Annotated in this window: 17 protein-coding genes; 16 read left to right on the top strand and 1 reads right to left on the bottom strand. The window is 44.8% G+C overall.

The genetic code is table 11. From position 1 onward, the window contains the following. Positions 1-5 precede the first annotated feature (5 nt). The 12 genes from AC58UU_RS23355 to AC58UU_RS23300 all read left to right on the top strand — a co-directional run bounded on the left by AC58UU_RS23355 (position 6) and on the right by AC58UU_RS23300 (position 14,092). Positions 6-2,171, top strand: coding sequence for a sensor histidine kinase (locus tag AC58UU_RS23355; protein WP_497319248.1), 2,166 nt, complete (start codon positions 6-8; stop codon positions 2,169-2,171). 1 nt (position 2,172) lies between these two features. Then, positions 2,173-3,138 carry an ABC transporter substrate-binding protein gene (locus tag AC58UU_RS23350; RefSeq protein WP_497319246.1) on the top strand — a complete coding sequence of 322 codons (966 nt, stop codon included), beginning with the start codon at positions 2,173-2,175 and terminating at the stop codon, positions 3,136-3,138. A gap of 166 nt (positions 3,139-3,304) precedes the next feature. Continuing rightward, positions 3,305-4,429: a betaine/proline/choline family ABC transporter ATP-binding protein gene (locus AC58UU_RS23345; protein WP_497319244.1), complete on the top strand. Its 1,125-nt coding sequence runs from the start codon at positions 3,305-3,307 to the stop codon at positions 4,427-4,429. A gap of 20 nt (positions 4,430-4,449) precedes the next feature. After that, positions 4,450-5,160 carry an ABC transporter permease gene (locus AC58UU_RS23340; protein WP_497319242.1) on the top strand — a complete coding sequence of 237 codons (711 nt, stop codon included), beginning with the start codon at positions 4,450-4,452 and terminating at the stop codon, positions 5,158-5,160. A 22-nt stretch (positions 5,161-5,182) separates the two neighbouring features. Continuing rightward, positions 5,183-6,151, top strand: a complete 969-nt coding sequence (locus tag AC58UU_RS23335) for an ABC transporter substrate-binding protein (RefSeq protein WP_497319240.1) — start codon at positions 5,183-5,185, stop codon at positions 6,149-6,151. Positions 6,152-6,188: 37 nt separating this feature from the next. Continuing rightward, the gene (locus AC58UU_RS23330; protein ID WP_497319238.1) at positions 6,189-6,710 is read left to right on the top strand and encodes a DUF2179 domain-containing protein; all 522 of its coding nucleotides are present in this window, start codon (positions 6,189-6,191) and stop codon (positions 6,708-6,710) included. Next, positions 6,707-7,831, top strand: coding sequence for a mandelate racemase/muconate lactonizing enzyme family protein (locus tag AC58UU_RS23325; RefSeq protein WP_497319236.1), 1,125 nt, complete (start codon positions 6,707-6,709; stop codon positions 7,829-7,831). The genes AC58UU_RS23330 and AC58UU_RS23325 overlap by 4 nt, the downstream gene beginning before the upstream one ends. Before the next feature lie 45 nt (positions 7,832-7,876). Then, positions 7,877-9,178 carry a lyase family protein gene (locus tag AC58UU_RS23320; protein WP_497319234.1) on the top strand — a complete coding sequence of 434 codons (1,302 nt, stop codon included), beginning with the start codon at positions 7,877-7,879 and terminating at the stop codon, positions 9,176-9,178. A gap of 2 nt (positions 9,179-9,180) precedes the next feature. Beyond that, positions 9,181-10,674, top strand: coding sequence for an aldehyde dehydrogenase family protein (locus AC58UU_RS23315; protein ID WP_497319232.1), 1,494 nt, complete (start codon positions 9,181-9,183; stop codon positions 10,672-10,674). A 21-nt stretch (positions 10,675-10,695) separates the two neighbouring features. Beyond that, entirely contained in the window at positions 10,696-11,808 is a 1,113-nt protein-coding gene (locus AC58UU_RS23310) for a Zn-dependent alcohol dehydrogenase (RefSeq protein ID WP_497319230.1), read from the top strand. 84 nt (positions 11,809-11,892) lie between these two features. Continuing rightward, positions 11,893-12,600, top strand: coding sequence for an SDR family NAD(P)-dependent oxidoreductase (locus tag AC58UU_RS23305; protein WP_497319228.1), 708 nt, complete (start codon positions 11,893-11,895; stop codon positions 12,598-12,600). Positions 12,601-12,931: 331 nt separating this feature from the next. After that, complete coding sequence (locus tag AC58UU_RS23300; RefSeq protein WP_497319226.1) at positions 12,932-14,092, top strand: sulfite reductase subunit alpha; 1,161 nt, start codon at positions 12,932-12,934, stop codon at positions 14,090-14,092. A 119-nt stretch (positions 14,093-14,211) separates the two neighbouring features. Here the strand turns inward: AC58UU_RS23300 and AC58UU_RS23295 are convergent, their stop codons facing one another. Further along, complete coding sequence (locus AC58UU_RS23295; protein WP_497319224.1) at positions 14,212-15,015, bottom strand: helix-turn-helix transcriptional regulator; 804 nt, start codon at positions 15,013-15,015, stop codon at positions 14,212-14,214. 435 nt (positions 15,016-15,450) lie between these two features. On the opposite strand from AC58UU_RS23295, the gene AC58UU_RS23290 reads away from it, so the two are divergent. The 4 genes from AC58UU_RS23290 (at position 15,451) to AC58UU_RS23275 (ending at position 22,612) form a co-directional block, all read left to right on the top strand. Then, complete coding sequence (locus AC58UU_RS23290) at positions 15,451-16,380, top strand: ABC transporter permease (RefSeq protein WP_029195429.1); 930 nt, start codon at positions 15,451-15,453, stop codon at positions 16,378-16,380. A 15-nt stretch (positions 16,381-16,395) separates the two neighbouring features. Continuing rightward, positions 16,396-17,268 carry a carbohydrate ABC transporter permease gene (locus AC58UU_RS23285; RefSeq protein WP_497319221.1) on the top strand — a complete coding sequence of 291 codons (873 nt, stop codon included), beginning with the start codon at positions 16,396-16,398 and terminating at the stop codon, positions 17,266-17,268. Between the two features lie 107 nt (positions 17,269-17,375). Next, on the top strand, positions 17,376-19,034 hold the full coding sequence (locus tag AC58UU_RS23280) for an ABC transporter substrate-binding protein (protein ID WP_497319219.1): 1,659 nt from the start codon (positions 17,376-17,378) through the stop codon (positions 19,032-19,034). Positions 19,035-19,171: 137 nt separating this feature from the next. Beyond that, on the top strand, positions 19,172-22,612 hold the full coding sequence (locus AC58UU_RS23275) for a glycoside hydrolase family 2 TIM barrel-domain containing protein (RefSeq protein WP_497319217.1): 3,441 nt from the start codon (positions 19,172-19,174) through the stop codon (positions 22,610-22,612). The last annotated feature ends 14 nt before the right edge of the window (positions 22,613-22,626 follow it).

Raw genomic sequence — 22,626 nt, 5'->3', positions numbered from 1 at the left:
ATACTATGGCATCGAAGTTTTATAATCATCCGATCGCATCCATCACCAGCAGTATTAAGATGAAATATCTGATGATCTATTCTGTCATTATTATTGTTCCAGTTCTCCTTATCTACACGATTATTCTTGACTATACCCATAGGGTTGTTGAAGAGGATATTGTTAGAAAAAATATGCTAAGTGCGGATGCTTTGGTGAAGCGGTTCAATACTGAAATCTCAGATGCGGTTCTACAAGTGCAATTGATCGCAGAGGTGGATGAAGGCAACAAGCTCAATACTCAAAGAATGTATGAACGCGCCAAGCAAACCATAGCAAGCAGCTCGATGATTCAGTCAATCACAATGGTTGATGCTCAAAAGCAAATGCTATTTGAGGCGCCTTTTGCCTTGCATACGCTAATGACGACCTATAATTTCCCTAACTTCGATATTGTTCGTTGGAGCAGAAATTATGCGGTTTCCGATGTACACCAGAACCCTCGCGGAGAGCGGGTCGTAAGTATATCGATCCCGGTTATGGGCATAAATGAACAGTTTATAGGCGTTATGGTTGCAGAGCTAAGCCGTGACCATCTTTCGGAAATATTAAGTGTAAGCAGTATACCCAACAATGGATTTAGTTTTCTGGTGGACAGTAATGGTGAGGTTATTGCAGCTACAATTGTTTCTGAAATGGGCATAAATACGTCTACCCACCCGGCTACAATGGAGTTGTCTCGTTATACCTCAGGCTCGATGAAAGGCAACTATCATAACGAGCCGAGTATTATGGCTTACAAAACGATGTGGGATGGTTGGGGGCTTGTCCTCGGTGTGCCGGATCAATATGCCTTTAAACCTTTGACTGATCTGACAAGGGCAATAACAGGAACTTTTATTTGTATTCTATTGTTAACATTTCTATTTATCGGAATCGGTGTACAAAAAATTTTGCAACCTATCGTGAAGTTGACCCAATTTGCCAGAAGTATCGAACGCAACGACCCACTCGCAATTAAACCCAAAGTATCGAGCCAATCCAAGGATGAAATTGGTATTTTGTGGAAAACTATGATTGCAACGGCGTTAAGCTTACGTGAGAAGCAGAAAATGGTCGAGGATAATGAACGATATTTGCGCGATGTGATTGAAGGCATTCCTTATGCCATATTGACTGTAGATAATGAAGGCATAATTACGCATATAAACAGGCAGTTTGAACAAATCACAGGGTATTCTAGAAATGACATCATGGGAAAACTTTTATCTGAAATTCCGATAAAGAACAAGGATGCCGACTTTGTTTTATTGAATACATTAAATTCTGACCGCATTGGAGAGGAAGCGGAAAGCTACATTATGAACGCCAATGGACAAAAGCATGTTGTAAAGATAGCGACTTCAAAACTATATAATATTCAAGAAGGGAATATTGGCAGCATAGCTGTATTACAGGATATTACCCAATTGAAACTCCTTGAAGAACATGCTAAGCAAAGCGAGAAACTTGCCTTAATCGGACAAATCAGTACAGGTATAGCTCATGAAATCAAAAATCCGCTGGCCATTCTTTCCGGTGCATCTGAGCTGCTAAAAGAAGAGGTCGATTCCGAACCTAGGGGAGAAAGTATAAATGAATTGGTGAACGACATTTATCGTGTGGTTAGACGTATGAATGGTATTGTCACTCAATTTCTATCTTTTTCCAAGATGAATAATGAAAAAGACGAGACAATCCGGATGGACAAGCTGCTGGATGAGGCGCTGCAATTATTGAGAATTAAGCTGCGGGATGCCAAAATCAACACAATGAAAGATTATCCGCCTCAGCAGACTACGATGATTGGAAAATATAACAAATTAATGCAAGTATTTTTAAATTTGATCATCAATAGTATTGAAGCGATGCCTAATGGAGGAACATTAAGCATTCGGACATTGGAGAGCACAGAGAATGAAAACAGGCTCTTCGTTGTCGAAGTGAAAGATACCGGTGCTGGTATTTCCGACCAATCGATGGAATGGCTGTTTAACCCCTTCTTCACAACAAAACAGGAGGGTTCTGGATTGGGGCTCACTATTGCTAGAGATATCGTTATGGAACACGGCGGGGAGCTTCAAATTCAAAGTTGTGTGAATGAGGGAACTACGATGAGGTGTAAATTTCCCATAAATGAGAGGGAGAGATAGGATGAAAATGAAGTCAGCAACTATCATAACTCTGTTGATTGTTCTATCTCTGTCTGCTGCTCTATTGATTGCGTATACGTTTAGCGTGAGGAAGAAAGATAAAGCTAGCATCGCTGAAAATCTGTCCTCAAGCATGAAGCCAGTCATTACCATTGGTTCCAAATCCTTCACAGAGCAATACCTGCTAACGAAAATGACCGGTATTTTACTAAGAGAAAACGGGTTTGCCGTAAAGGAAATTATTTTTAAAGGAAGTACCAGTATCCGTTCCGCCATTGAAGCCGGAGTAATTGACCAATATTGGGATTATCCAAATACGGCGATACCTTTTTATCATCATAAATCTGTCATTATCGATGCCAACGAGGCGTTTCGGACGATCGCTGAGGACGATAAGAAGATCGGATTGCATTGGCTGCCCATGACCACCGAAATTAACAATACCTGGACGTTGCTGATCAAGAAAGATCTGAAGGAGCAGTATGGCATCAAGACAATTAGCGACTTAAGCAAATATGCTAAGGAACAAAAGCCACTCAATATTGCTACCAACAGTGAATTTCTAATTCGTGGTGACGGCATGGAACAATTTCAAAAGGTATATAGTTTGGATATTCCACGTGAGAATATTATCGTTTCGGATACGAAGCTATTCGCGCAGGCTGTAAAAGAATCCCGCGTCCAAGCTGCAGTCGGCTTCGCCTCGGATGGCCGGATCAAAGCTTATGACTTGGTCGAGCTAGAGGATGATCGCCATTTCTTTCCTCCGTATAATCCGGCACCGGTTGTTACTGCTCGAACTTTAAATCAGCATTCGCAGGTGGAGTCGTTATTAACAGGTCTCTCACAAAAAATAGATCATGACAAGTTTATGTCGTTTCTTTACAAGGCAGATGTTCTGCATGAGGATGTAACCGAACTAGCTAGACAATACTTAATCGATTCAGGATTAATTAAGAAAAAGTAAAAAAAACATACAGTGTGTAAAAACTCTACAATATAATTGTAGAGTTTTTACACACATTAAAATACGGCTCTTGAAAAGAGCCGTATTTTTGTATGCAAACAATTGGCACGGTTTTTGCTGTATATATAATGAGTAATAAATAAAAAAACTTCAAGGGGGGGATCCAATGATCCGGTTTGAAAGCGTTAGCAAAGATTATGCAGAAGTGCAGACGTTGGTCGATATTAGCTTTGAAGTTCAGAATGGCGAAATCGTTTCCTTAATCGGACCGAGCGGATGTGGCAAGACAACGACGTTGCGTATGGTCAACCGACTGATCGATCCATCATCTGGAAAAATTTTTGTCCAGGATGAAGACATTTCGAAATTAAACGCGGTGGAACTCAGGCGCAATATTGGTTATGTCATTCAGCAAGTCGGTCTGCTGCCGCATATGACGATTGGCAAAAATATTGGACTAGTACCAAAGTTGAAAGGGTGGAAAGAGAAGGACTATTCACAACGAATCGATGATTTGCTTGATATGGTTGGACTTGATCCGAAAGTATTCCGAAATCGTTATCCGTCTGAGTTAAGCGGAGGACAACAGCAACGAATTGGAGTCATTCGAGCGTTGGCCGCAGAACCGCCTATTGTGCTAATGGATGAGCCGTTTAGCGCACTCGATCCTATCAGTCGAGAACAACTACAAGATGAGCTTAGCAAACTGCAGAAGGAAATTAATAAAACAATTTTATTTGTCACACACGATATGGACGAGGCCTTAAAAATCTCCGATCGTATCGCAATTATGAATAAAGGGAGTATTGTACAGCTGGACACGCCAAAAAATATATTGGGCCGACCAGCGAATCGCTTCGTTAGCGAGTTTATCGGCGAGAAGCGACTGAATGTACCTCGTGTTGACTCAAAAGCGACGATTGCTCAGTTCATGATTCGATCGAAAGCGAAATTGCGACGTGAGCATACAATCAGAGATGCTATTGAAGTTTCGCGTAAAGTCAATGAAGAAGCGTTTATTGTATCGGATCGTGACGGAAGGCTTTACGGCATGGTGACGTTGGAAGCGCTTCAACATCCATTGAATAGGGCAGACGATAGAGTGGATTCGCTTACTGTTACACATGCTCCTATGCTTGAGTCTGATGAATGCTGGGAAAAGGCAGCAGCCCGGATGCTCGAGTATAAAGTTAACGCACTTCCTATTGCTATAAGTGGGGAAGTCGTTGGATACGTAACTAAGGAAAGTATTCTCTGCGGCCTATCGGGAGTAGATATGAGGATTAGTTAAGAAAGGAGGTTTGGTTTCTGATGGACAAATCGACAAATGCTTTGGACTTATTCTTAAACACCTTTATTACGAACAAAAGCATCATTCTTACTGCATTATGGCAGCACATTTACATTTCGCTAACAGCATTGATGATTTCACTTATCATTTCCATTCCGCTTGGTATTTTTTTAACGAGAAGGAAAAATATCGCGGGGGTTGCTATTGGAATTACCGGTGTATTTCAAACAATTCCAAGTATTGCTTTATTCGGTTTCATGCTTCCTTTCGTCGGTATTGGCGTTAAGCCGACCCTTATAGCATTAGTTCTTTATTCTCTTTTACCAATTGTACGCAATGTTTATACCGGTATTCTTGAGGTGAATCAGTCTGTTGTAGATGCGGGGCGAGGGATGGGTATGACGAATTGGCAAATTCTTTGGAATATTGAATTGCCACTCGCTTTACCTGTTTTAATGGCTGGAGTACGCACAGCGGCTGTTTTGACGATTGGGGTAACGACAATTGCAGCATTTATTGGCGCTGGAGGCCTCGGCGAAATCGTTTTTAGAGGTGTGGCACTTATGCGAACAGAGCTGATTATTGCAGGTGGTCTGCCTGCGGCGCTGCTGGCTGTTATAACAGAATTTTTGTTGAAGCGTTTGGAGATCAAGGTAACGCCTAACAAACAATCTAACCCCCAAAAATCAAAGCGTTTGAAAAAGAAAGTGGAAAGAATCGCTAGAGTATAAAAATATGAGGAGGATACGACAAATGAAAAAAATGAAATGGTTAGCCGTAGCAATGTCCTTGGTCGTCTTATTACTCTCTGCATGCGGAAGCAAAGCGGTGCCGGCAGCAGGTACTGCTCAACCATCTTCGGCTCCGGACAAGGCGGCTCTAGACAAAAAGAAAATCAAGATGGTTGTAGGCGGAAAAGGGTTTTCAGAACAATACTTGCTAGCTCAACTAGTCGGCCAATTGATGCAGAAAAATACTGATTATGATGTCTCTATCAATGAATCAGGTTTTGCCGCATCCTCCTTTATTAATCAGGCTATGAAAGATGGTAAGGTCGATGTATTCGTCGATTATACAGGAACCGGTTTTCTTAATGTTTTGAAAAGTAAACTTGCGCCCGATGATACGAAGGAAACCGTATATAAGAAAGTCAAAGAAGGTTATGAGAAGGAATTCGGCTTCACATGGCTTGAGCCCCTTGGATTTACGAACACGTACACCATTCTGTTAAGAGAAGAAAAAATGAAAGAATTAAATATTTCGACTTTCTCTGACCTTGTCAAACATGCGCCTAATTTGGTGCTCGGTATCGACAATACATTCTATGATCGGCAGGATGGACTCAAGGGCTTATCGGAGAAATACGGATATAAATTTAAAGATGTTAAGCAAATGGAAATTCCGCTAGCCTTTCCGGCACTTGCTGAGAAAAAAATCGATGTTCTTGTAGCTTATTCCACAGACGGGCGTATACCAGCATTGAAATTGGCAGCGTTAAAAGACGATAAAAATTACTTCCCGCCCTATTATGCTGCACCTATTGTCACCTTGGATTTCGCAAAAAAATATCCTGATGCCGTTCAAGTGATCAACAAGTTAGCTGGAAAAGTAAATGATCAGACGATGTCTAAGCTGAATGCGAAAGCTGACGTAGAAAAAAGAACACCTGCTGATGTTGCAAAGGAATTTTTGACTGAAAACGGTTTGATTCCAAAAAAATAGCTGTCCAATTGCCGTGCTAATAAGGAGATGAGTTGCCTTGTGGACGTTAGTTGCCATATTTTTCATACAAGTCATTTATGTCTCCAGTTTGACCACCAGAATGATTTTAACTATAAGGGGCTACCGTTATTTTGCGGCTTTATTAAGTATGGTCGATATTATGGTTTATACAATCGGTTTGAAAATTGTACTTGATAATTTAAGCAAACCTATCAGTCTAGTCGTTTATTGTGTGAGCTATGGAATCGGCATTCTCGTTGGCATGAAGCTTGAAGAGAAACTGGCGCTCGGCTACATTAATGTGCAAGTAATTCCGAGCAGCCGTGAGATTTCGTTATCTTCGATTCTGCGTGGGAAAGGCTATGGCATTACGCAGTGGATGGGAGAGGGAATGGACGGCGAACGTGTTTTGCTGTCGATTACGATGCAAAGGCGAAACCAGAGTCAACTGCTTCAGGAGATTGAGAAAGTCGATCCGCATGCCTTTGTGGTCACTCATGACATCAAACAATATCGTGGCGGTTTTTTTGCCGGACAATTAGGAGGAAATAAAAAATGAAAATAACATCGATTGACATTAAACATTACCGAATTCCGCTTGATCCTCCATTTAGAGCATCTTGGGATCCTAAACCGCGTACTCAGTTCGGCTCCACGGTTGTTTCCGTTCATACGGATGAAGGTATCACGGGTGTTGCGTCTGGGGATTTAATGGTCGGTTTCGCCGGGCATGAAAATTTGTTTATCGGGCAAGATCCATTCCAAATCGAAAGGCATTCACAAATCATTGATAATATCGATTTGCATTACGGCCGAAACTGGCCGCTTGACCTCGCTTTATGGGACCTTATGGGCAAAGCGACCGGCCAGCCCATCTATAAACTGTTGGGGGGCCGTCAAGATAAGATGCTCGCTTATGCGTCTACGGGTGAAATGCTTGCTCCTGAAGTCCGTGCTGAACGAGCAATCGGCTTGGTGGAAGAAGGATTTAAAGCGATGAAAATTCGCTTTCATAATGCAAACCCTAGAGATGATATTAAGATCGTGGAAGCCGTTCGCAAGGCTGTTGGCAACAAGCTGGAAATTATGGTTGACGCCAATCAAGGCTGGAAGATGCCTTGGGATGTCGAAAGAACGTGGGATTTAAAGCAAGCCTACCAAGTAGCCAAGGAACTCGAAAACCTCGGTGTCCTTTGGTTGGAGGAGCCTTTGCCGTGTCATGATTTTATAGGAATGGCACAACTTCGTCAAATGGTTGGTATTCGCATTGCCGGAGGCGAAATGAACCGGAATTGGTACGATTTTAGGGAAATGATACGGCATGGTTCATTGGATGTCTACCAACCCGATGTAGCTTTGACAGGCGGATTCACACAAATTAAGAAAGTAGCCGAGATGGCGCAGGCCAACGGGCACTGGTTTACGCCTCACAGCTGGAGCAACGGTGTGGGCATGCTTGCCAACCTGCAACTTACTTGCGCGATCAGTACATGTCCTTATTTCGAGGTACCTTATGATCCACCGACTTGGACACCAGAGCGCCGGGATTTCATTCAAGCTGACAAGATGAGGGTCGATAAGGATGGTTACATCTCTGCACCAGATAAGCCGGGATTAGGATTCGAATTGGATACAGAAATGTTAGCCAAATATGAGATCAATCAAGTTCACATGTGGTAGACAACTATGGAGAAGATGCGGACAGAAGAGGATTTTTTAGGAAAAGTGTCAGTTCCGGCAGAAGCCTTATATGGTATTTATACCGTAAGAACAGTTCGTAATTTATCTTTTTCGGGGCGGGTATTGGGTGCCTATCCGGCCTATATTCGTTCACTCGCATTCGTGAAAAAGGCAGCTGCAAAAGCAAATTATGAAGCCAGAGTAGTTGACGAGCGAATATGTGAAGCCATTGAAGCGGCGTGCCACCAAATCATTTCAGGAGAGTATGAGGATCAGTTTCCTGTTGATATTTTGTGCGGTGGCGGTGGCACCGGAATTAACATGAATATGAACGAAGTGATTGCAAATGTCAGCAATGAGCAGCTCGGCGGGAAGCGGGGTGTTTACGACCTCGTTCATCCGGTTGACCACGTCAGCGCCTCACAATCTTCAACCGATGTGTGTCATACGGCCATGCGCATGACGATTTTAGAGCTATGGAAGAAATTGAACGGATCGTTAAACAAGCTAGTTTGTTCCTTGGATCAAAAGGCTGTCGAGTTTATGCCGATCCGGACGATCGCCCGCACCTGTTTTCAAGATGCAACAACGATTTCAATGGGTAACCAGTTCAGTGGCTATTCAGCTGTCATTGAACGGCGAAGGAAAGAAATCGACCGAGCGGCCGACAGGTTAAACATGATTAACTTGGGTGCAACTGTTGTCGGTACTGGCATTAGCGCACCTGAAGCATACCGGAAGGTTGTCGTCGATAAGCTGCGAGAAGTTACGGGTTCCTCCGATTTGCGCTTGCGCGATAATTTGTTTGATGCCGCTCAAAACTTAGATGATCTGGCGGAAGTGTCTTCTCGGCTCGCGTTAATGGCATCGACGCTAAGCAAAATCGCACATGATTTCCGCATGCTCTCCTCAGGACCGGAAGCTGGGTTTGCAGAGCTGCAATTGCCCGCTGTGCAGCCGGGGTCATCATTCTTCCCAGGGAAAATCAATCCGGTTGTCCCAGAGACGATGATTCATTGTTGTTTTCAGATGATCGGCTTCGACCGAACCGTACAAGCGGCATACGAGCATGGCGAATTAAACTTGAACGTATGGGAGGGGCTTGCCGCTTGGAACATTTACGAATCGATGCGCATGTGTTCGGAAGCGGTCGACCATTTCGCTTCGGACTGTGTCAACGGAATCACTGTGAATGAAGAGCGCTGTAGGCAATATGCGGAAAGTACAATCCCGTTTGTTCTTGAGCTAAAAGTAAAAGAAGGATATTCGACCGTTTCAAACATGCTTAAGGAAGCGGGAAAAAAAGGTATCAGTATCAAGGAGCTAGTCCAACAAGGAGGAGAGTAAGGGTGGAAAATCCAAAACTGGAATGGGCCAAAGAATGGCTAAAAACTACGAAGCAGCTCTATATCAACGGTAAATGGGAAGATAGCTCGAGCAATCGTCTAATCGAATCGATAAACCCTGCAACGGGTCAGATGCTCGGTAATATTCAAGAAGCGACGAGAGATGACGTTGATCAAGCTGTAGCAGCCGCTCAGAACGCTTTTAAAAGAGGTCCATGGCCGTCTATGGGACGCAAGGAACGAGCCAATGTCATGCGCCGAATTGCTGAAGTTATTCGTATGCATCGTGCAGAACTAGCGACACTTGAAGCTCTTGATAATGGAAAATTATACAAGGAAGCTTATTACGACGATTTGGGAGAATCGGCTGATATTTTTGAATACTACGCAGGTTGGACAGATAAAATACACGGTGAAACGATGCCGGTTGAAGGAGACTTTTTAAACTACACGCTGCGTGTGCCATTTGGCGTGTGCGGTCAGATTGTTCCATGGAATTATCCGATGCTGATGTCTACTTGGAAGCTGGCCCCGGCACTTGCCACGGGTAATACCGTTGTACTTAAACCATCAAGTGCAACGCCGTTTTCCGTCGTTCGATTATTCGAAATATTACACGATGAACAAGTGCTGCCACCCGGCGTAATTAACTTGATTTTGGGAAGCGGAAAAACAGGCTCCTATATTTCCAGTCATTTAGGGGTCAACAAAGTATCCTTTACAGGCAGTACAGCCGTCGGCAAACAGCTTGTTCACGATTCAGCAGACTCGAACTTGAAGACAGTAACGCTTGAACTTGGCGGCAAATCGCCAAACATCATTTTCAATGATCCACCAGATGTGGAGTATGCGATTGAACGTTCGTTTACTGGACTATTTACCCACAAGGGTGAAAAATGCTCCTCACCGACTCGCCTTTTCGTTCATAGGACCTTATACGATTATACAGTTACGCGCCTTGCTGAGTTTGCGGATCGTTATGTACTTGGAGATCCGTTTGATCCGAGGAGTGATCAAGGAGCACAATGTACGAAATCGCACATGGAGAAAATTTTGGAGTATATCGAAATCGGAAAAGCCGAAGGCGCACGTGTCGCAGCCGGAGGTGGGCGGGATATGACTGGTTCGAACGCAAACGGCTATTTCGTTAGACCTACGATTTTAGCAGATGTGACAAACAACATGAGAGTTGCACAAGAAGAAATTTTTGGTCCTGTGCTTGTTGTGATCCCATTCGACAATGATGAGGAAGTCATTGAGATGGCTAACGATACCATTTACGGTTTGGCCGCAGGGCTGTGGACGAAAGACATCACTCGCGCTCATCGGATCGCAGCACGGCTAGATGCAGGTGCAGTCTTTATCAACAAATACGGCTGTTACGATTTGGCTAGTCCGTTCGGCGGATTTAAAGAAAGCGGTTGGGGTAAAGAATGCGGCATTCAATCGCTTGATTCGTATACGAAAGTAAAATCGATCTGGGTCAACTTAAACTAAATGAATGATGGAGAGTGTAACATGAAAGTTAAGGCAGCGATACGCACAGAACTCGGTAAACCACTTGTCATTGATTATGTTGATTTGGCTCCTCCTAAAGCGAATGAAGTGTTGGTCAAAATCGGCGCCTCCGGTGTGTGTCATAGTGATTTGAACAGTTTGAACGATCCAACACTTCGCTTACCGAACATTCTTGGGCACGAAGGATCGGGCATCGTCGTTGAAATTGGTGCCAATGTAAAAAGTGTGAAAGTGGGAGATAAAGTCGCATTAAGCTGGATTCCGTATTGCGGCGTATGTTTGTTTTGTAAGAACGGCCAGGTCCATTTATGCGAAACAGCGTTCGGGCCTATATTCGACGGCACCTTGCTTGACGGTACATCACGGTTAAGTAAAGACGGCGAGACGGTTTATCACGATTCGGTCTTGTCTACTTTTGCTGAATATGCCGTTGTATCAGAAATGTCCTGTGTGAAAATTCCAGACCAAATGCCATTTGCACAAGCAGCTTTGCTTGGATGCGGTGTCGCAACCGGATATGGTGCAGCCGTATATGCAGCGGGGGTAACAGCGGGGTCTTCCGCAGCCGTCTTCGGTATCGGCGGTGTTGGTGTCAATGCGATTCAAGGGGCTCGAATCGTCGGAGCGTCGAAGATTATAGCCTGTGACCTCAAAGATCAGAACCTAGAGATTGCCAGAAAGTACGGTGCAACGCATACAATTAATGTCGGTAAAGAGGATGTCGTTGAAGCGTTAAAAGAATTAACAGGCGGCTATGGGGTCGATTTCGCGATTGATGCGACGGGTAACACGAACGCCACCGTTAACGCTTGGCTTGGGACGCGTAGGGGGGGAACTACAGTTGCTGTCGGATGGTTCAACCCGAATAAAGAATTGAATATTCCTGCAAAAGCGTTTCATCGTCAAGCCAAAACACTCAAGGGCAGTCTTTACGGGAATATTAACCCACTGAGAGATATAGCGATTTTGGCGCAGCTTTATTTAGACGGTAAGCTCCTGCTTGATGAACTCATATTGGAGAAAATTAGTCTTGATGAAATCAATAATGCGCTAGACTCTTTCCATGATTGCAATTGTGTAAATGTAGGCCGTTCTGTTGTCATGTTTGAATAAGTGTATGATGAGAAGCTGCTCCGAAAGGGCGGCTCCTCTTTTTTTTCTTTAATTGTGTATTTGCTTCGAAAAGGAGGTAGGCGTGTGAAAGAAACAGTATGTATTACGGGCGCAAGTAGAGGTCTTGGCTATGAGCTGACTAAACTATTTTACGCGCATCATTATCGTGTGTTTCCATTGGTAAGATCGAACACTGCGGCTGAAAATCTTCTCAACGAAATGCCAAATTGCCATCCAATTATCGCTGATGTTGCTAAGGATACATGTACCGACATTTTGAAATCAGCTTTAAGCGCCCATACGGATGTTCTGGATATTTTGATCAACAATGCAGGGATACCTGGAATTGCTTACCAAATTACAACGGTCACGACGCATGAAACGGGTGCGTTATTTAATGTACATAGCTTAGGCGTCATTCGTACGGTACAGGCTGCACTCAGCTTTCTCGAAAGATCAGCTAAACCAAGAATTATTAATGTTTCGTCTAGACTAGCCTCTTTGACAAAGACAGCATCGGGAGAGTTCAATGAAGGCAGGTTTAGCTATTCCTATAGAATGGCCAAAGCCGCACAAAATATGTTGACTCTCTGTTTGGATCAAGAGCTAAGGAGCAAGGGCATTCATGTGAGCTCGGTTCATCCTGGAAAAATCAATACAAATTGCGCATCCTATGATGCCAATTTGGAGCCAAATGAAGCAGCAAAAAAAGTTTTTGATTGGTGCAATACGGCCGGTTTTCATAATTCAGGTCATTTTGTAGAGCCTGGGACGGGGGAGTTACCTTGGTAATCTTATCATTTCAATCTCGGATTGCTGTCATCAGGCAAGACTGTGGATACACATTTGGACAATATATGCGTTTTCTTCTGTTCCCGTAATCTAATTTCATTTGATTCAACACACGTTATCCCGGACTTTCGACGAAGAGGAACAGATCCGCTAACATCAAGGTCGTCTCAACGACCCCAAGGCTCTATGGAGTCTTGGGGTCTTTTGTATCCATATATTCCCTGAAGAGGGCATACAAGTTCTTGGTGAAATATCCAACAACGTAAAAAATGTTTATTATTTTTTTCTTCATGTGTTATTCTAGATAAATATAATTTTTGAGGTGAAGATAATGCAATTAACTGATGTCAAAAAGGTCCCTGCAACATTTTCAAGGACAAATCCGTTTCAAGCGAAGGTTCTCAAGAATGTAAATTTAAATGGAGCCGGTTCGAGAAAAGAAACTCGACATCTCGAGTTATCGTTAAAAGGATCGGGCCTTTCGTATCTCCCAGGCTATGCTCTTGGTATTTTCCCGCAAAATGATCCGAAACTAGTGGCTTCGCTTCTTGAGGAAATGAAGTGGGATGAAAAAACGATCGTTACAATTAATAAGGAAGGTGACACACTTCCATTGAAGGAAGCGTTAATCACTTACTTTGAAATTACGCTACTGTCGAAAAAGATTTTACAACAGGTCGTGGAATTCACAGAAAACGAAGAGCTACAAAAGCTTTTATTAGCTGAACATGCAAACCAACTGAAAGAATATACCAATGGGCGTGATTTGCTTGATATGTTACGCGATTTCGGTCCATGGAAAGCTTCAGCCCAAGTAATGGTGTCTCTATTAAGAAAAATGACACCACGTCTCTATTCAATTGCAAGCAGCATTGCCGCTCATCCTGAGGAAGTGCATCTAACCATCGGTGCTGTACGCTATATGGCTCACGGACGCGAACGGAATGGAGTTTGTTCTGTTTTAGTTGCAGATCGCCTTCAAGAAGGAGATACGCTTCCAGTATTTATTCAACCCAATAAACACTTCCATCTGCCAGAGTCACAAGATAAAGACATTATTATGGTTGGTCCAGGGACAGGCATTGCACCATTCCGTTCCTTTATCGAAGAACGTGCAGTGAATAAAGCAACAGGCAGATCATGGCTATTTTTTGGAGACCAGCATTCAGCGACGGATTTCCTTTATCAGGACGAGTTGGAGAAATATCAAAAAGATGGGGTCTTGACAAAAGTAGAGGTTGCGTTCTCTCGTGATACGGTTCAAAAAGCTTATGTGCAACATAAAATGCTTGACAACAGCAAAGAATTGTTCGAATGGCTAGATGATGGAGCATACTTCTACGTTTGTGGAGATAAGCAAAACATGGCGAAGGATGTCCACAACGCACTTATTGATGTAATTGAAAAAGAAGGCATGATGACCCGTGAAGCAGCCGAAGCGTATCTAAACGATATGCAAGAGCAAGGGCGTTACCAACGTGATGTGTATTAAAATCTATGGTTGTTAGTGGCACTGCCGCATTATTTTCAAAAAGAGTGACTCTATTCCGCAATTAGCGGTCAATTGGAGCCACTCTTTTTTTAGTTGTAACCCCAATTTCAGTGTATTTGCTATCCATCTGAGATTCTTTTTTGCATGCTTGCCTTTGACGGAGGATAGCCTTTAATGGATCTGAATACATTGCTGAAATAGCTGATGTCTTTGTACCCGCAGCGTTCCGCCACTTCTGAGACGGAAAACCCGCCGCCGGACAGCATCATTTCCGCGTTGTTGACCCGAATGATATTGATGAAATGCTTGACGCTGAAGCTCGTGTTTGTTTTGAAGAGCTTGCCGAGATACACAGGGTGCAGATTGACTACCTTGGCGACGGTCGCCAAATCCAGCTCATTCGAGTAGTGGTCGATGATGAACTCCTTGACCTTGTCGATCCGGATATCGGAATGAGATGTCGGGGAATGGTGAAAGGAAATCGCCAGCAACCGGTGGAGAATCAAATGAAAGATACCCCTCGCAAACATCCGATATCCGGGCTGCATGCCACTCCAAACGCGATTAAATTCAAGGATGTAGTTTAAGATTTCACTAGAGATTCGATTTTTGGTTACGGTTTCGAATGGAAATCGGATTTTACCAGAGGGCTGCAACAGAGTAAAGTTGAAAGCATAGGAATGCATGGGATCATCTTTGAAGGTATGCGCCTCGCGGATGCTTCCATGGGGAATGTAAAGCATATCCCCCGCTTCCACCGTGATTTTCTCGCCGTTAACAAAATAATTCGATTTTCCCCCGACGATAAACGTCAGGTCGTGAAAATCGATTTCCTGTCGGATGATTTCCCATTCGGGGAAACAGCGTCGGTCGACGAATAAGAAAACCTCGGGGACAATTGATTCGAACTGCTCGAAGTCCATGGCAAAGATCAGCTCCGGGATTATTCAGGATCGCTTCCTTTCTCGGGAAAAGGAGGCACTATGTCCATCATAACATGCCCATACGGCGCTTAAAAAGATATTTAATAATTACAAGTTTTCTTGTATTCTTCTATGGTAAAAAAAAGGGCCATTTTGTAAAATAATATTAAATAAATGGTGCTTATGCTACAATTGAAACCGCGCCAGTTTGCGATGAGAATATTTAATAATTACAGGTTTTTATGATTCGAATAACGCGGGGAACGGCAATTGAGGACAACTTTAGGCAACGTAACCGTTTTTTTTAAAAGCATTTTGTATGCGGTTTCTGAAAACGCATACGAATCAAGGGGGATAGTGATGAAGCACGATTTCGAAGATTTATTGGTGTGTGATTAGTGGACAATTTTCCAATAGAAAGTGGTGGGTGATTGTATGTCAGTTGCGAATAAGGCGGTTTTACAGACCCCTCTTCTGAGACACGTCAGGAAGGAGTGGAAGTTATATTCCTTTCTAATTATTCCCGTTATTTACTTTATCATTTTCAAGTACGTTCCTATGCTTGGTAATGTAATCGCTTTCCGCAAGTATAGAGGCGGAACCAACTTGTTCGGGACGGAATGGGTAGGATTATCTTACTTTACCATGTTCATGAAGGATCCCTCCTTTTGGAGAGCCTTCCGCAACGATTTGTATTTAAGTGTCTTGTATTTAGTCATTCGTTTCCCGCTCACTTTGATTTTTGCGCTGTTGCTGAATGAACTGCTGCGGATTCGCGTCAAGAAATTCGTCCAGACCGTATCATATCTGCCTCACTTTATCTCCATGGTCATCGTCGCAGGCATGACCAAGGAATTGCTGTCCATGTCCGGGCCGATTAACACACTGCTCGTCAATCTGGGGTTCGAGAAAATTGCATTCATTTCCTTACCGCAATGGTTCCCGACGATTTATGTGACGTCCGGCATTTGGCAAGGGCTCGGTTGGGGCACCATTCTCTACTTGGCGGCGATGACCGGCATCAATACCGATTTGTACGAAGCGGCCAAAGTGGACGGGGCTAATCGGTTACGGCTAGCATGGCACATTACGATTCCAGGTATTTTGCCGACGATCATGACGCTGCTCATTCTCGATATTGGCAGCATATTGGGAGCGAATTTCGAGAAAATCCTGCTCTTGTACAATCCATTAACCTATGAGTCGGCAGATGTTATCTCCACTTACGTCTACCGGATGGGGATCACCGGCGGGAACTTCAGTTATGCCACTGCTGTTGGTCTGTTCGAAGGCATCATCGGTCTTATTCTGGTCACGTCGGCGAACTACATTTCTAAGAAAACAACGAATTCGGGCTTGTGGTAGAAAGGAGCAGTTCAGGTGAAGGTGTCCGCGTCCTACCGTGTGTTTCAAGTCATGAACGGATTCATCATGGCCTTTGTCGTTGTCATGACTTTGTATCCGTTCCTATATCTAGTCGCTCAGTCGTTCAGCTCGGAGGCTGCCGTATATGCAGGGAAGGTCACCATATTCCCCGTTGACTTTACGGACCAAACGTACCGAGCGGTGCTAAGCAGGCCGGAATTCTTCAAATATTATGGCAATACGATCCTGTATGCCATTGTAGGAACGGTGATATCAGTTGCTGCGACGGCCGTTATGTCTTACCCGTTGTCGAAGGATAAGTTGCGCCTTAACAAATTTTTTATCCCTTTCGTCTTGTTCACGATGTATTTTGGCGGCGGGCTGATCCCGAACTATATCTTGGTCGCCAAAACGCTGCACATGAGGGATACCATCTGGGCCATTATCATACCCGGTGCCATCAGCGCTTTCAATGTCATCCTAGTGAAGACCTTCTTTGCAAGCTTGCCGAACGAATTGGAAGAATCGGCTAAGGTCGACGGCCTAGGCGTCTACCGCATCTTCCTAAGGATTACGCTTCCGCTCTCCAAACCGATCCTGGCCACGATGGTGTTGTTCAGCATGGTCTCCATCTGGAACAACTGGTTCGGCCCGTCTCTCTATCTGGAGTCGAAGGATAAATGGCCGATCGCCCTCTATTTGCGGCAGATCATCGACAGCGCGATTAATCCGACCGAAGCCGGACTCAGCAGCGATGCGACCGCTCAGATCGCGGCAACCATTAAATCCACTGCGATGGTGTTGACCTCTTTGCCGATTATTTGTCTCTATCCTTTCGTTCAAAAGTATTTTGTGCAAGGCATGATGATTGGTTCCGTAAAAGGGTAATCGCGTTATGTTTTGGAAAGGCTGCAATCGCTAGATGTTATTAATGGGCTTCTACATGGCAGCGTTTCTGTTATATAAAATAAACACATTTGAAAGGGTGGCACTGAATGAAAAGATCTGCAAAAGCAGTAGGGGTCGCATTGGCGGTCATGATGGCCGTCGGCATGACAGCATGTACGAATAGCGACACGAAAGAATCGTCCAGCAGCGCATCCCCAGGCACGAGCTCTGCAGCACCACAGAATTACACCTTTGGTGAAGGCCAAACGTTCCGTTCGAATGAGCCTGTGAACTACTCGATCATGTTCAGCGATCAACCGACCTATCCGTATAAGAAGGAATGGCGGCTCTGGAGCGCGATCAAGGAGAAAACGAACGTATCGTTTGACGTAAACGTAGTAGCGGCTACCGAATACGAGAACAAGAAGTCGCTCTTAGTCAACAGCGGCGACGCTCCCTTCATTATTCCCAAAACATATGACGAATCCGCTTACGTAGCTGGAGGCCAAATCGTTCCGATCAGCGATTGGGTGCAGTACATGCCGAATTATCAGAAGGCTGTAAAAGCTTGGGGAATGGAAAGAGACCTGCAGCAGAAGCTGAAATCGGACGGGAAATATTACGTCCTGCCAGGGCTGTGGGAATCGCCGGGTGCAGGATACTCCTACATGATTCGGAAAGACATTTTCGAAAAAGCGGGAGTCGACGTAAAAGGTCAGGAAGGCAAATGGACTTATGAAGACTTTTACCAAGCCCTCAAGAAAGTGAAAGAATTTACCGGCGGGAAGTATGTAATGTCCGATGAATTCACCGGAAAATCGACGCTGAATATTACGGCAGCTCAATACGGCGTAACCGGCGGTTGGGGAGTTGCCAACGGCACGCGCTTCAACGAACAGACGAAACAGTTCGAATTCGCCAATTCGACCAATGAGTTCAAGGATTATGTGACGTTCTTAAATAAGCTGGTCAAAGAGGGGCTGCTCGATCCGGAGTCCTTCACTCAAGACGATAAAACCGCGCAAGCCAAGTTCTATAAAGGCGATACTTATGTCATGAACGCCAACTACCAGATACTGGCCGATTCCAAGACCAAGATGCAGGTGCCGAACGCCGATCTGTATATGATCGTTCAACCAGGCGGTCCGAAAGGGATGCTTCAAATCGAAACGTCCCGTCTCGAGAACGGAGTTATGATCAGCCAGAATGCGCTCAAGAAGCTCGGCAAGGACAATTTTATCAAAATGCTTCGCTTTGTTGACTGGCTGTGGTATTCGGACGAAGGCCAAACGCTCAGTTTGTGGGGAGTTGAAGGCGAGACTTATACGAAGGATGCGAGCGGCAACATCACGATCAAACCGGACATCTCCTTTAACGGCATGAACCCAACAGCAACGAAGAAATTAAACGTCGATTTCGGCTTCGGCGGCGGCAACTTCGCGTATGGCGGTTCCACTAAACTGCGGATGTCCAAAATGACCGAAGGCGAGAAAGACTACCTCAGCCGCATTCAGACTCATCGTAAACCGAGAACGATAGCTCCGCCAATCATGGGTACCCCGGACGAAAGCGAACAAATGAACCTGATCTCGAAGCCGCTGATGGATTATGTGGATACGATGACCCTGAAGTTCGTAACCGGCCAAGCTAACATTGCAAACGATTGGAATGCCTATGTGGCTCAGGTCGAAACACTCGGCGCATCCCGCTATATCAAAATGGCAAATGATATTTTTAACAAGACGAAGAGCAAGCTTGGATACTAATCATAACAAATAGTGCCCTTATAGGATCTGCGACAATGGACATTGTCACAGATCCTGAATTTTAAAATATGACAATTACTCGTGGCGTTAGCCCGAGTCATCTATATATGAAATATCTTGGAGCGCGGGAGAAAACTATGAATGAGAAGACACTGTTTAATAGTGGATGGGAATTTGCCAAGAGCAGCCTGGATGTGACGGATGGCGCCGGTTTGACATTTGAGCTGGTAGATATCCCTCATGATTGGCTGATCAACAATACATTAAATCTCTATGAAAATAGTATCGGCTGGTACCGGAAAAGATTTACATGGACTCAAGAAGCGGAACGGCAAATTTTATTATGCTTCGATGGGGTCTATATGGACTCATCCGTATATGTGAATCAGCAGTTTATTGGAGAGTGGAAGTACGGATATTCATCCTTCGAACACGAGATCACAGATGTGCTCGTTGACGGGGATAATGAAATCGTGGTGAAGGTTGTCCACCAAAGTCCGAATAGCCGGTGGTATTCGGGGGCCGGCATCTACCGAAATGTGTGGCTAAAGACGAGAGCTCGAGATCACATTGTAACGGATGGAATTTATGCTGCTGCGAAAAGGGTCAACGATAGCTGGGAGGTAGAAGTCGAGACGGAATTGAGCCTCCATGAGGACGAGGATGTCCGAATCTCGCATACGATCCTGTACAAGGGCGAACTTGCTGCGACAGCGACAGACAAGATTGTTGCAGGCGGCTTTCTTCATCGACAGACGCTATCGATAGATCGCCCTCATTTATGGAGCACGGCAGAGCCGAACCTGTATCAACTTGTCACCCAATTGCAGCGTGCTGCAGAGGGCCAGGAAGTCATAGTCGTAGAGAGCATCTCTCAAAATATCGGGCTTCGTGAGATCAAGCTGGACCCTCAGCTGGGCTTTTATTTGAACGGCACAAGAATGAAATTAAACGGGGTTTGCGAGCACCACGACTTAGGCGCGCTTGGAGCCGCCTTCTATAAAGAAGCATTGAGAAGAAGGCTTCGGATATTAAAAGAAATGGGCGTTAACGCTATTCGAACGGCTCACAATATGCCGGCGGTGGAACTTATGGATCTAGCAGATGAGATGGGGTTCTTGGTCGTCTCGGAAGCGTTCGATATGTGGGAAAGAACCAAAACCCCTTACGATTATGCGAGATTTTTTAAGGATTGGGCTAAGGCCGATGTGAAAAGCTGGGTCAAGCGGGATCGGAATCATCCGAGCCTGATGATGTGGAGCATAGGAAATGAGATTTACGACACTCATGCAGATGCAAGAGGGCAAGAAATCACTCGAATGCTTAGGGATGAAGTGCTGAAATACGATCCGAAGCAGAACGGCCGAGTGACCATCGGTTCCAATTATATGCCTTGGGAGAACGCGCAAAAATGTGCGGATATCGTGAAGGTGGCCGGCTACAACTACGCGGAAAAGTATTACCATAAGCACCATGAGGAGCATTCCGATTGGATCATTTACGGCAGCGAGACGGCCTCTCTCGTTTCAAGCAGAGGCATTTATCGATTCCCGTTCGAGAAGTCCATTCTTGCTGATGACGACGAGCAGTGCTCAGCTCTGGGAAATAGTGCGACGAGCTGGGGAGCCAAGTCAGTTGAGGCCTGTATTATCGCCGAAAGAGAAGCGCCTTTCTCTCTAGGGCAATTCATATGGACCGGCTTCGACTATATTGGGGAACCGACGCCATATCATACCAAGAACTCTTATCTCGGACAGATTGATACGGCTACATTCAAGAAAGATTCGTATTACATCTACCAATCCGCATGGACCGACTATAGGACGAATCCGATGGTCCATATTTTCCCCTATTGGGACTTTAATCCGGGCCAATTGATTGATGTTCGAGTGTGCTCGAATGCGCCGAAAATTGAATTGCAATTGGGTGGCGCTATCGTGGGAACTTTTGATATCAATCATAAGCATGGAACCCAGCTGGTCGGCTGGTGGAAGCTTCCTTATGAAGCAGGGGAATTGAAAGCAATAGCCTATGATGAAATGGGCCGTGTAATTGCGACAGATATTAGAAGATCCTTTGGGGATACGAAGAAGATTTGTCTGCTGCCGGATAAAGAGAGCCTGAGGGCAGATGGTACGGACTTGATCTTCCTGGAAATCTACATGGAAGATTCAGATGGCAATCCGGTGGAGAATGCAAGCAATCGGGTTCGTGTCGAGGTGACGGGGGCTGGCCGTTTGCTTGGTTTGGATAATGGCGACAGTACGGACTATGATCCGTATAAAGGGACTAGCAGAAGACTATTCAGCGGCAAACTTATGGCTATTATCGGGGCTACACTTGAGCCCGGTAAGGTTCGGGTTGAGGTTTCTTCAGTCGGTTTGGAGAGTCAGACGGTGGAATTTGATGCTCTTCCAGTAAGGGGTGAAACATCCTTAGCAGGGGTTTCCGCCCACACCAAGAATCAAGAGCTGCCGCCGGTCATGGGAAACGTAGACGAAATCCCTTTGCGCAAGCTTGAAATCGTAAGCCCGTCCGGTCAAATGTTCGACGGATCGAGAAAAGAGATGACGGTGCAAGCCTACCTGTATCCTGCTGATACTTCCTATCAAGAAGTCGAGTGGAGTGTAGTGAATGATGCGGGAATTGCCTCCAACCTTGCGAAAGTGGAAGCATTCGGTCATGAAGCGAGAATCACCGCGTGGGGCGATGGAGATTTCCGGCTTCGCTGTATGAGTAAGAACGGTACGAACAAGACGAAGCTCATCTCCCAACTGGAATTTAAAGCAGCGGGACTCGGCACAGCTTACAAGGATCCTTATGGATTTATCTCTGCCGGCCTTTTTGATTACAGTAAAGGGGAGGTTGGAAACGGGAACGAGAGAGGCGTAGCTACAAGCCGGGACGGTGAAACTGAAGTTGGGTTTCGTGATATTGATTTCGGAACGCACGGGTCCGATATGCTTACGATTCCGATTTTCGCCTTGTCCAGTGAAGAGTATTCCCTGCAAATTTGGGAAGGCATGCCGGATGAAGAGGGCAGTGTACTCCTAGCGGATGTCATCTATCAGAAACCGTCCAAGTGGAATGTGTATCAAGAAGAAACCTATCGGTTATCCAAGCGTCTTTGCGGGATCACTTCCATTTGCTTCGTCCTACAGAAGAAGGTGCACATCAAGGGTTTTTCGTTTCAAAAGCAGAACAGAGCTTTCGAGAAAAATTACGCTACGGAATGCGACCGCATTTATGGCGATACGTTTACTATCTCGGAAACCAGCGTTGAAGGGATAGGAAATAATGTTTCTTTGGAATTCGACCAAATGGATTTTACAAGCCTAGGGGCAACGCAGCTTGTCGTCTATGGCCGATCGTTACTTGATAAAAATACCATTCATATTCGTTTCGCTAATCCGGAAGGTGAGGGAAATCAACTCATCGAGTTTACACAGTCCGATGGTTACGAAGAGCGGGTATTTGAATTGGAACAAATAACAGGCATCCAAAAAGTAATCTTTCTATTTTTGCCGGGAAGCCATTTCGATTTCGGTTGGTTTCGATTTGAGAGGTCGTTTACCTGATCGGACGAAAATTG

This window comes from Paenibacillus sp. JT22N1 (genome assembly GCF_059692155.1).
Note: the sequence above shows the minus strand (reverse complement) of the source record. Positions and strands in the feature narration are given on the sequence as shown.

Coding starts and splice junctions, on each gene's coding strand:
- AC58UU_RS23295 (WP_497319224.1), bottom strand. CDS start 15,015: ATGGACTTCGAGCAGTTCGAATCAATTGTCCCCGAGGTTTTCTTATTC.
- AC58UU_RS23290 (WP_029195429.1), top strand. CDS start 15,451: ATGTCAGTTGCGAATAAGGCGGTTTTACAGACCCCTCTTCTGAGACAC.
- AC58UU_RS23325 (WP_497319236.1), top strand. CDS start 6,707: ATGAAAATAACATCGATTGACATTAAACATTACCGAATTCCGCTTGAT.
- AC58UU_RS23355 (WP_497319248.1), top strand. CDS start 6: ATGGCATCGAAGTTTTATAATCATCCGATCGCATCCATCACCAGCAGT.
- AC58UU_RS23300 (WP_497319226.1), top strand. CDS start 12,932: ATGCAATTAACTGATGTCAAAAAGGTCCCTGCAACATTTTCAAGGACA.
- AC58UU_RS23280 (WP_497319219.1), top strand. CDS start 17,376: ATGAAAAGATCTGCAAAAGCAGTAGGGGTCGCATTGGCGGTCATGATG.
- AC58UU_RS23350 (WP_497319246.1), top strand. CDS start 2,173: ATGAAAATGAAGTCAGCAACTATCATAACTCTGTTGATTGTTCTATCT.
- AC58UU_RS23310 (WP_497319230.1), top strand. CDS start 10,696: ATGAAAGTTAAGGCAGCGATACGCACAGAACTCGGTAAACCACTTGTC.
- AC58UU_RS23275 (WP_497319217.1), top strand. CDS start 19,172: ATGAATGAGAAGACACTGTTTAATAGTGGATGGGAATTTGCCAAGAGC.
- AC58UU_RS23340 (WP_497319242.1), top strand. CDS start 4,450: ATGGACAAATCGACAAATGCTTTGGACTTATTCTTAAACACCTTTATT.
- AC58UU_RS23345 (WP_497319244.1), top strand. CDS start 3,305: ATGATCCGGTTTGAAAGCGTTAGCAAAGATTATGCAGAAGTGCAGACG.
- AC58UU_RS23335 (WP_497319240.1), top strand. CDS start 5,183: ATGAAAAAAATGAAATGGTTAGCCGTAGCAATGTCCTTGGTCGTCTTA.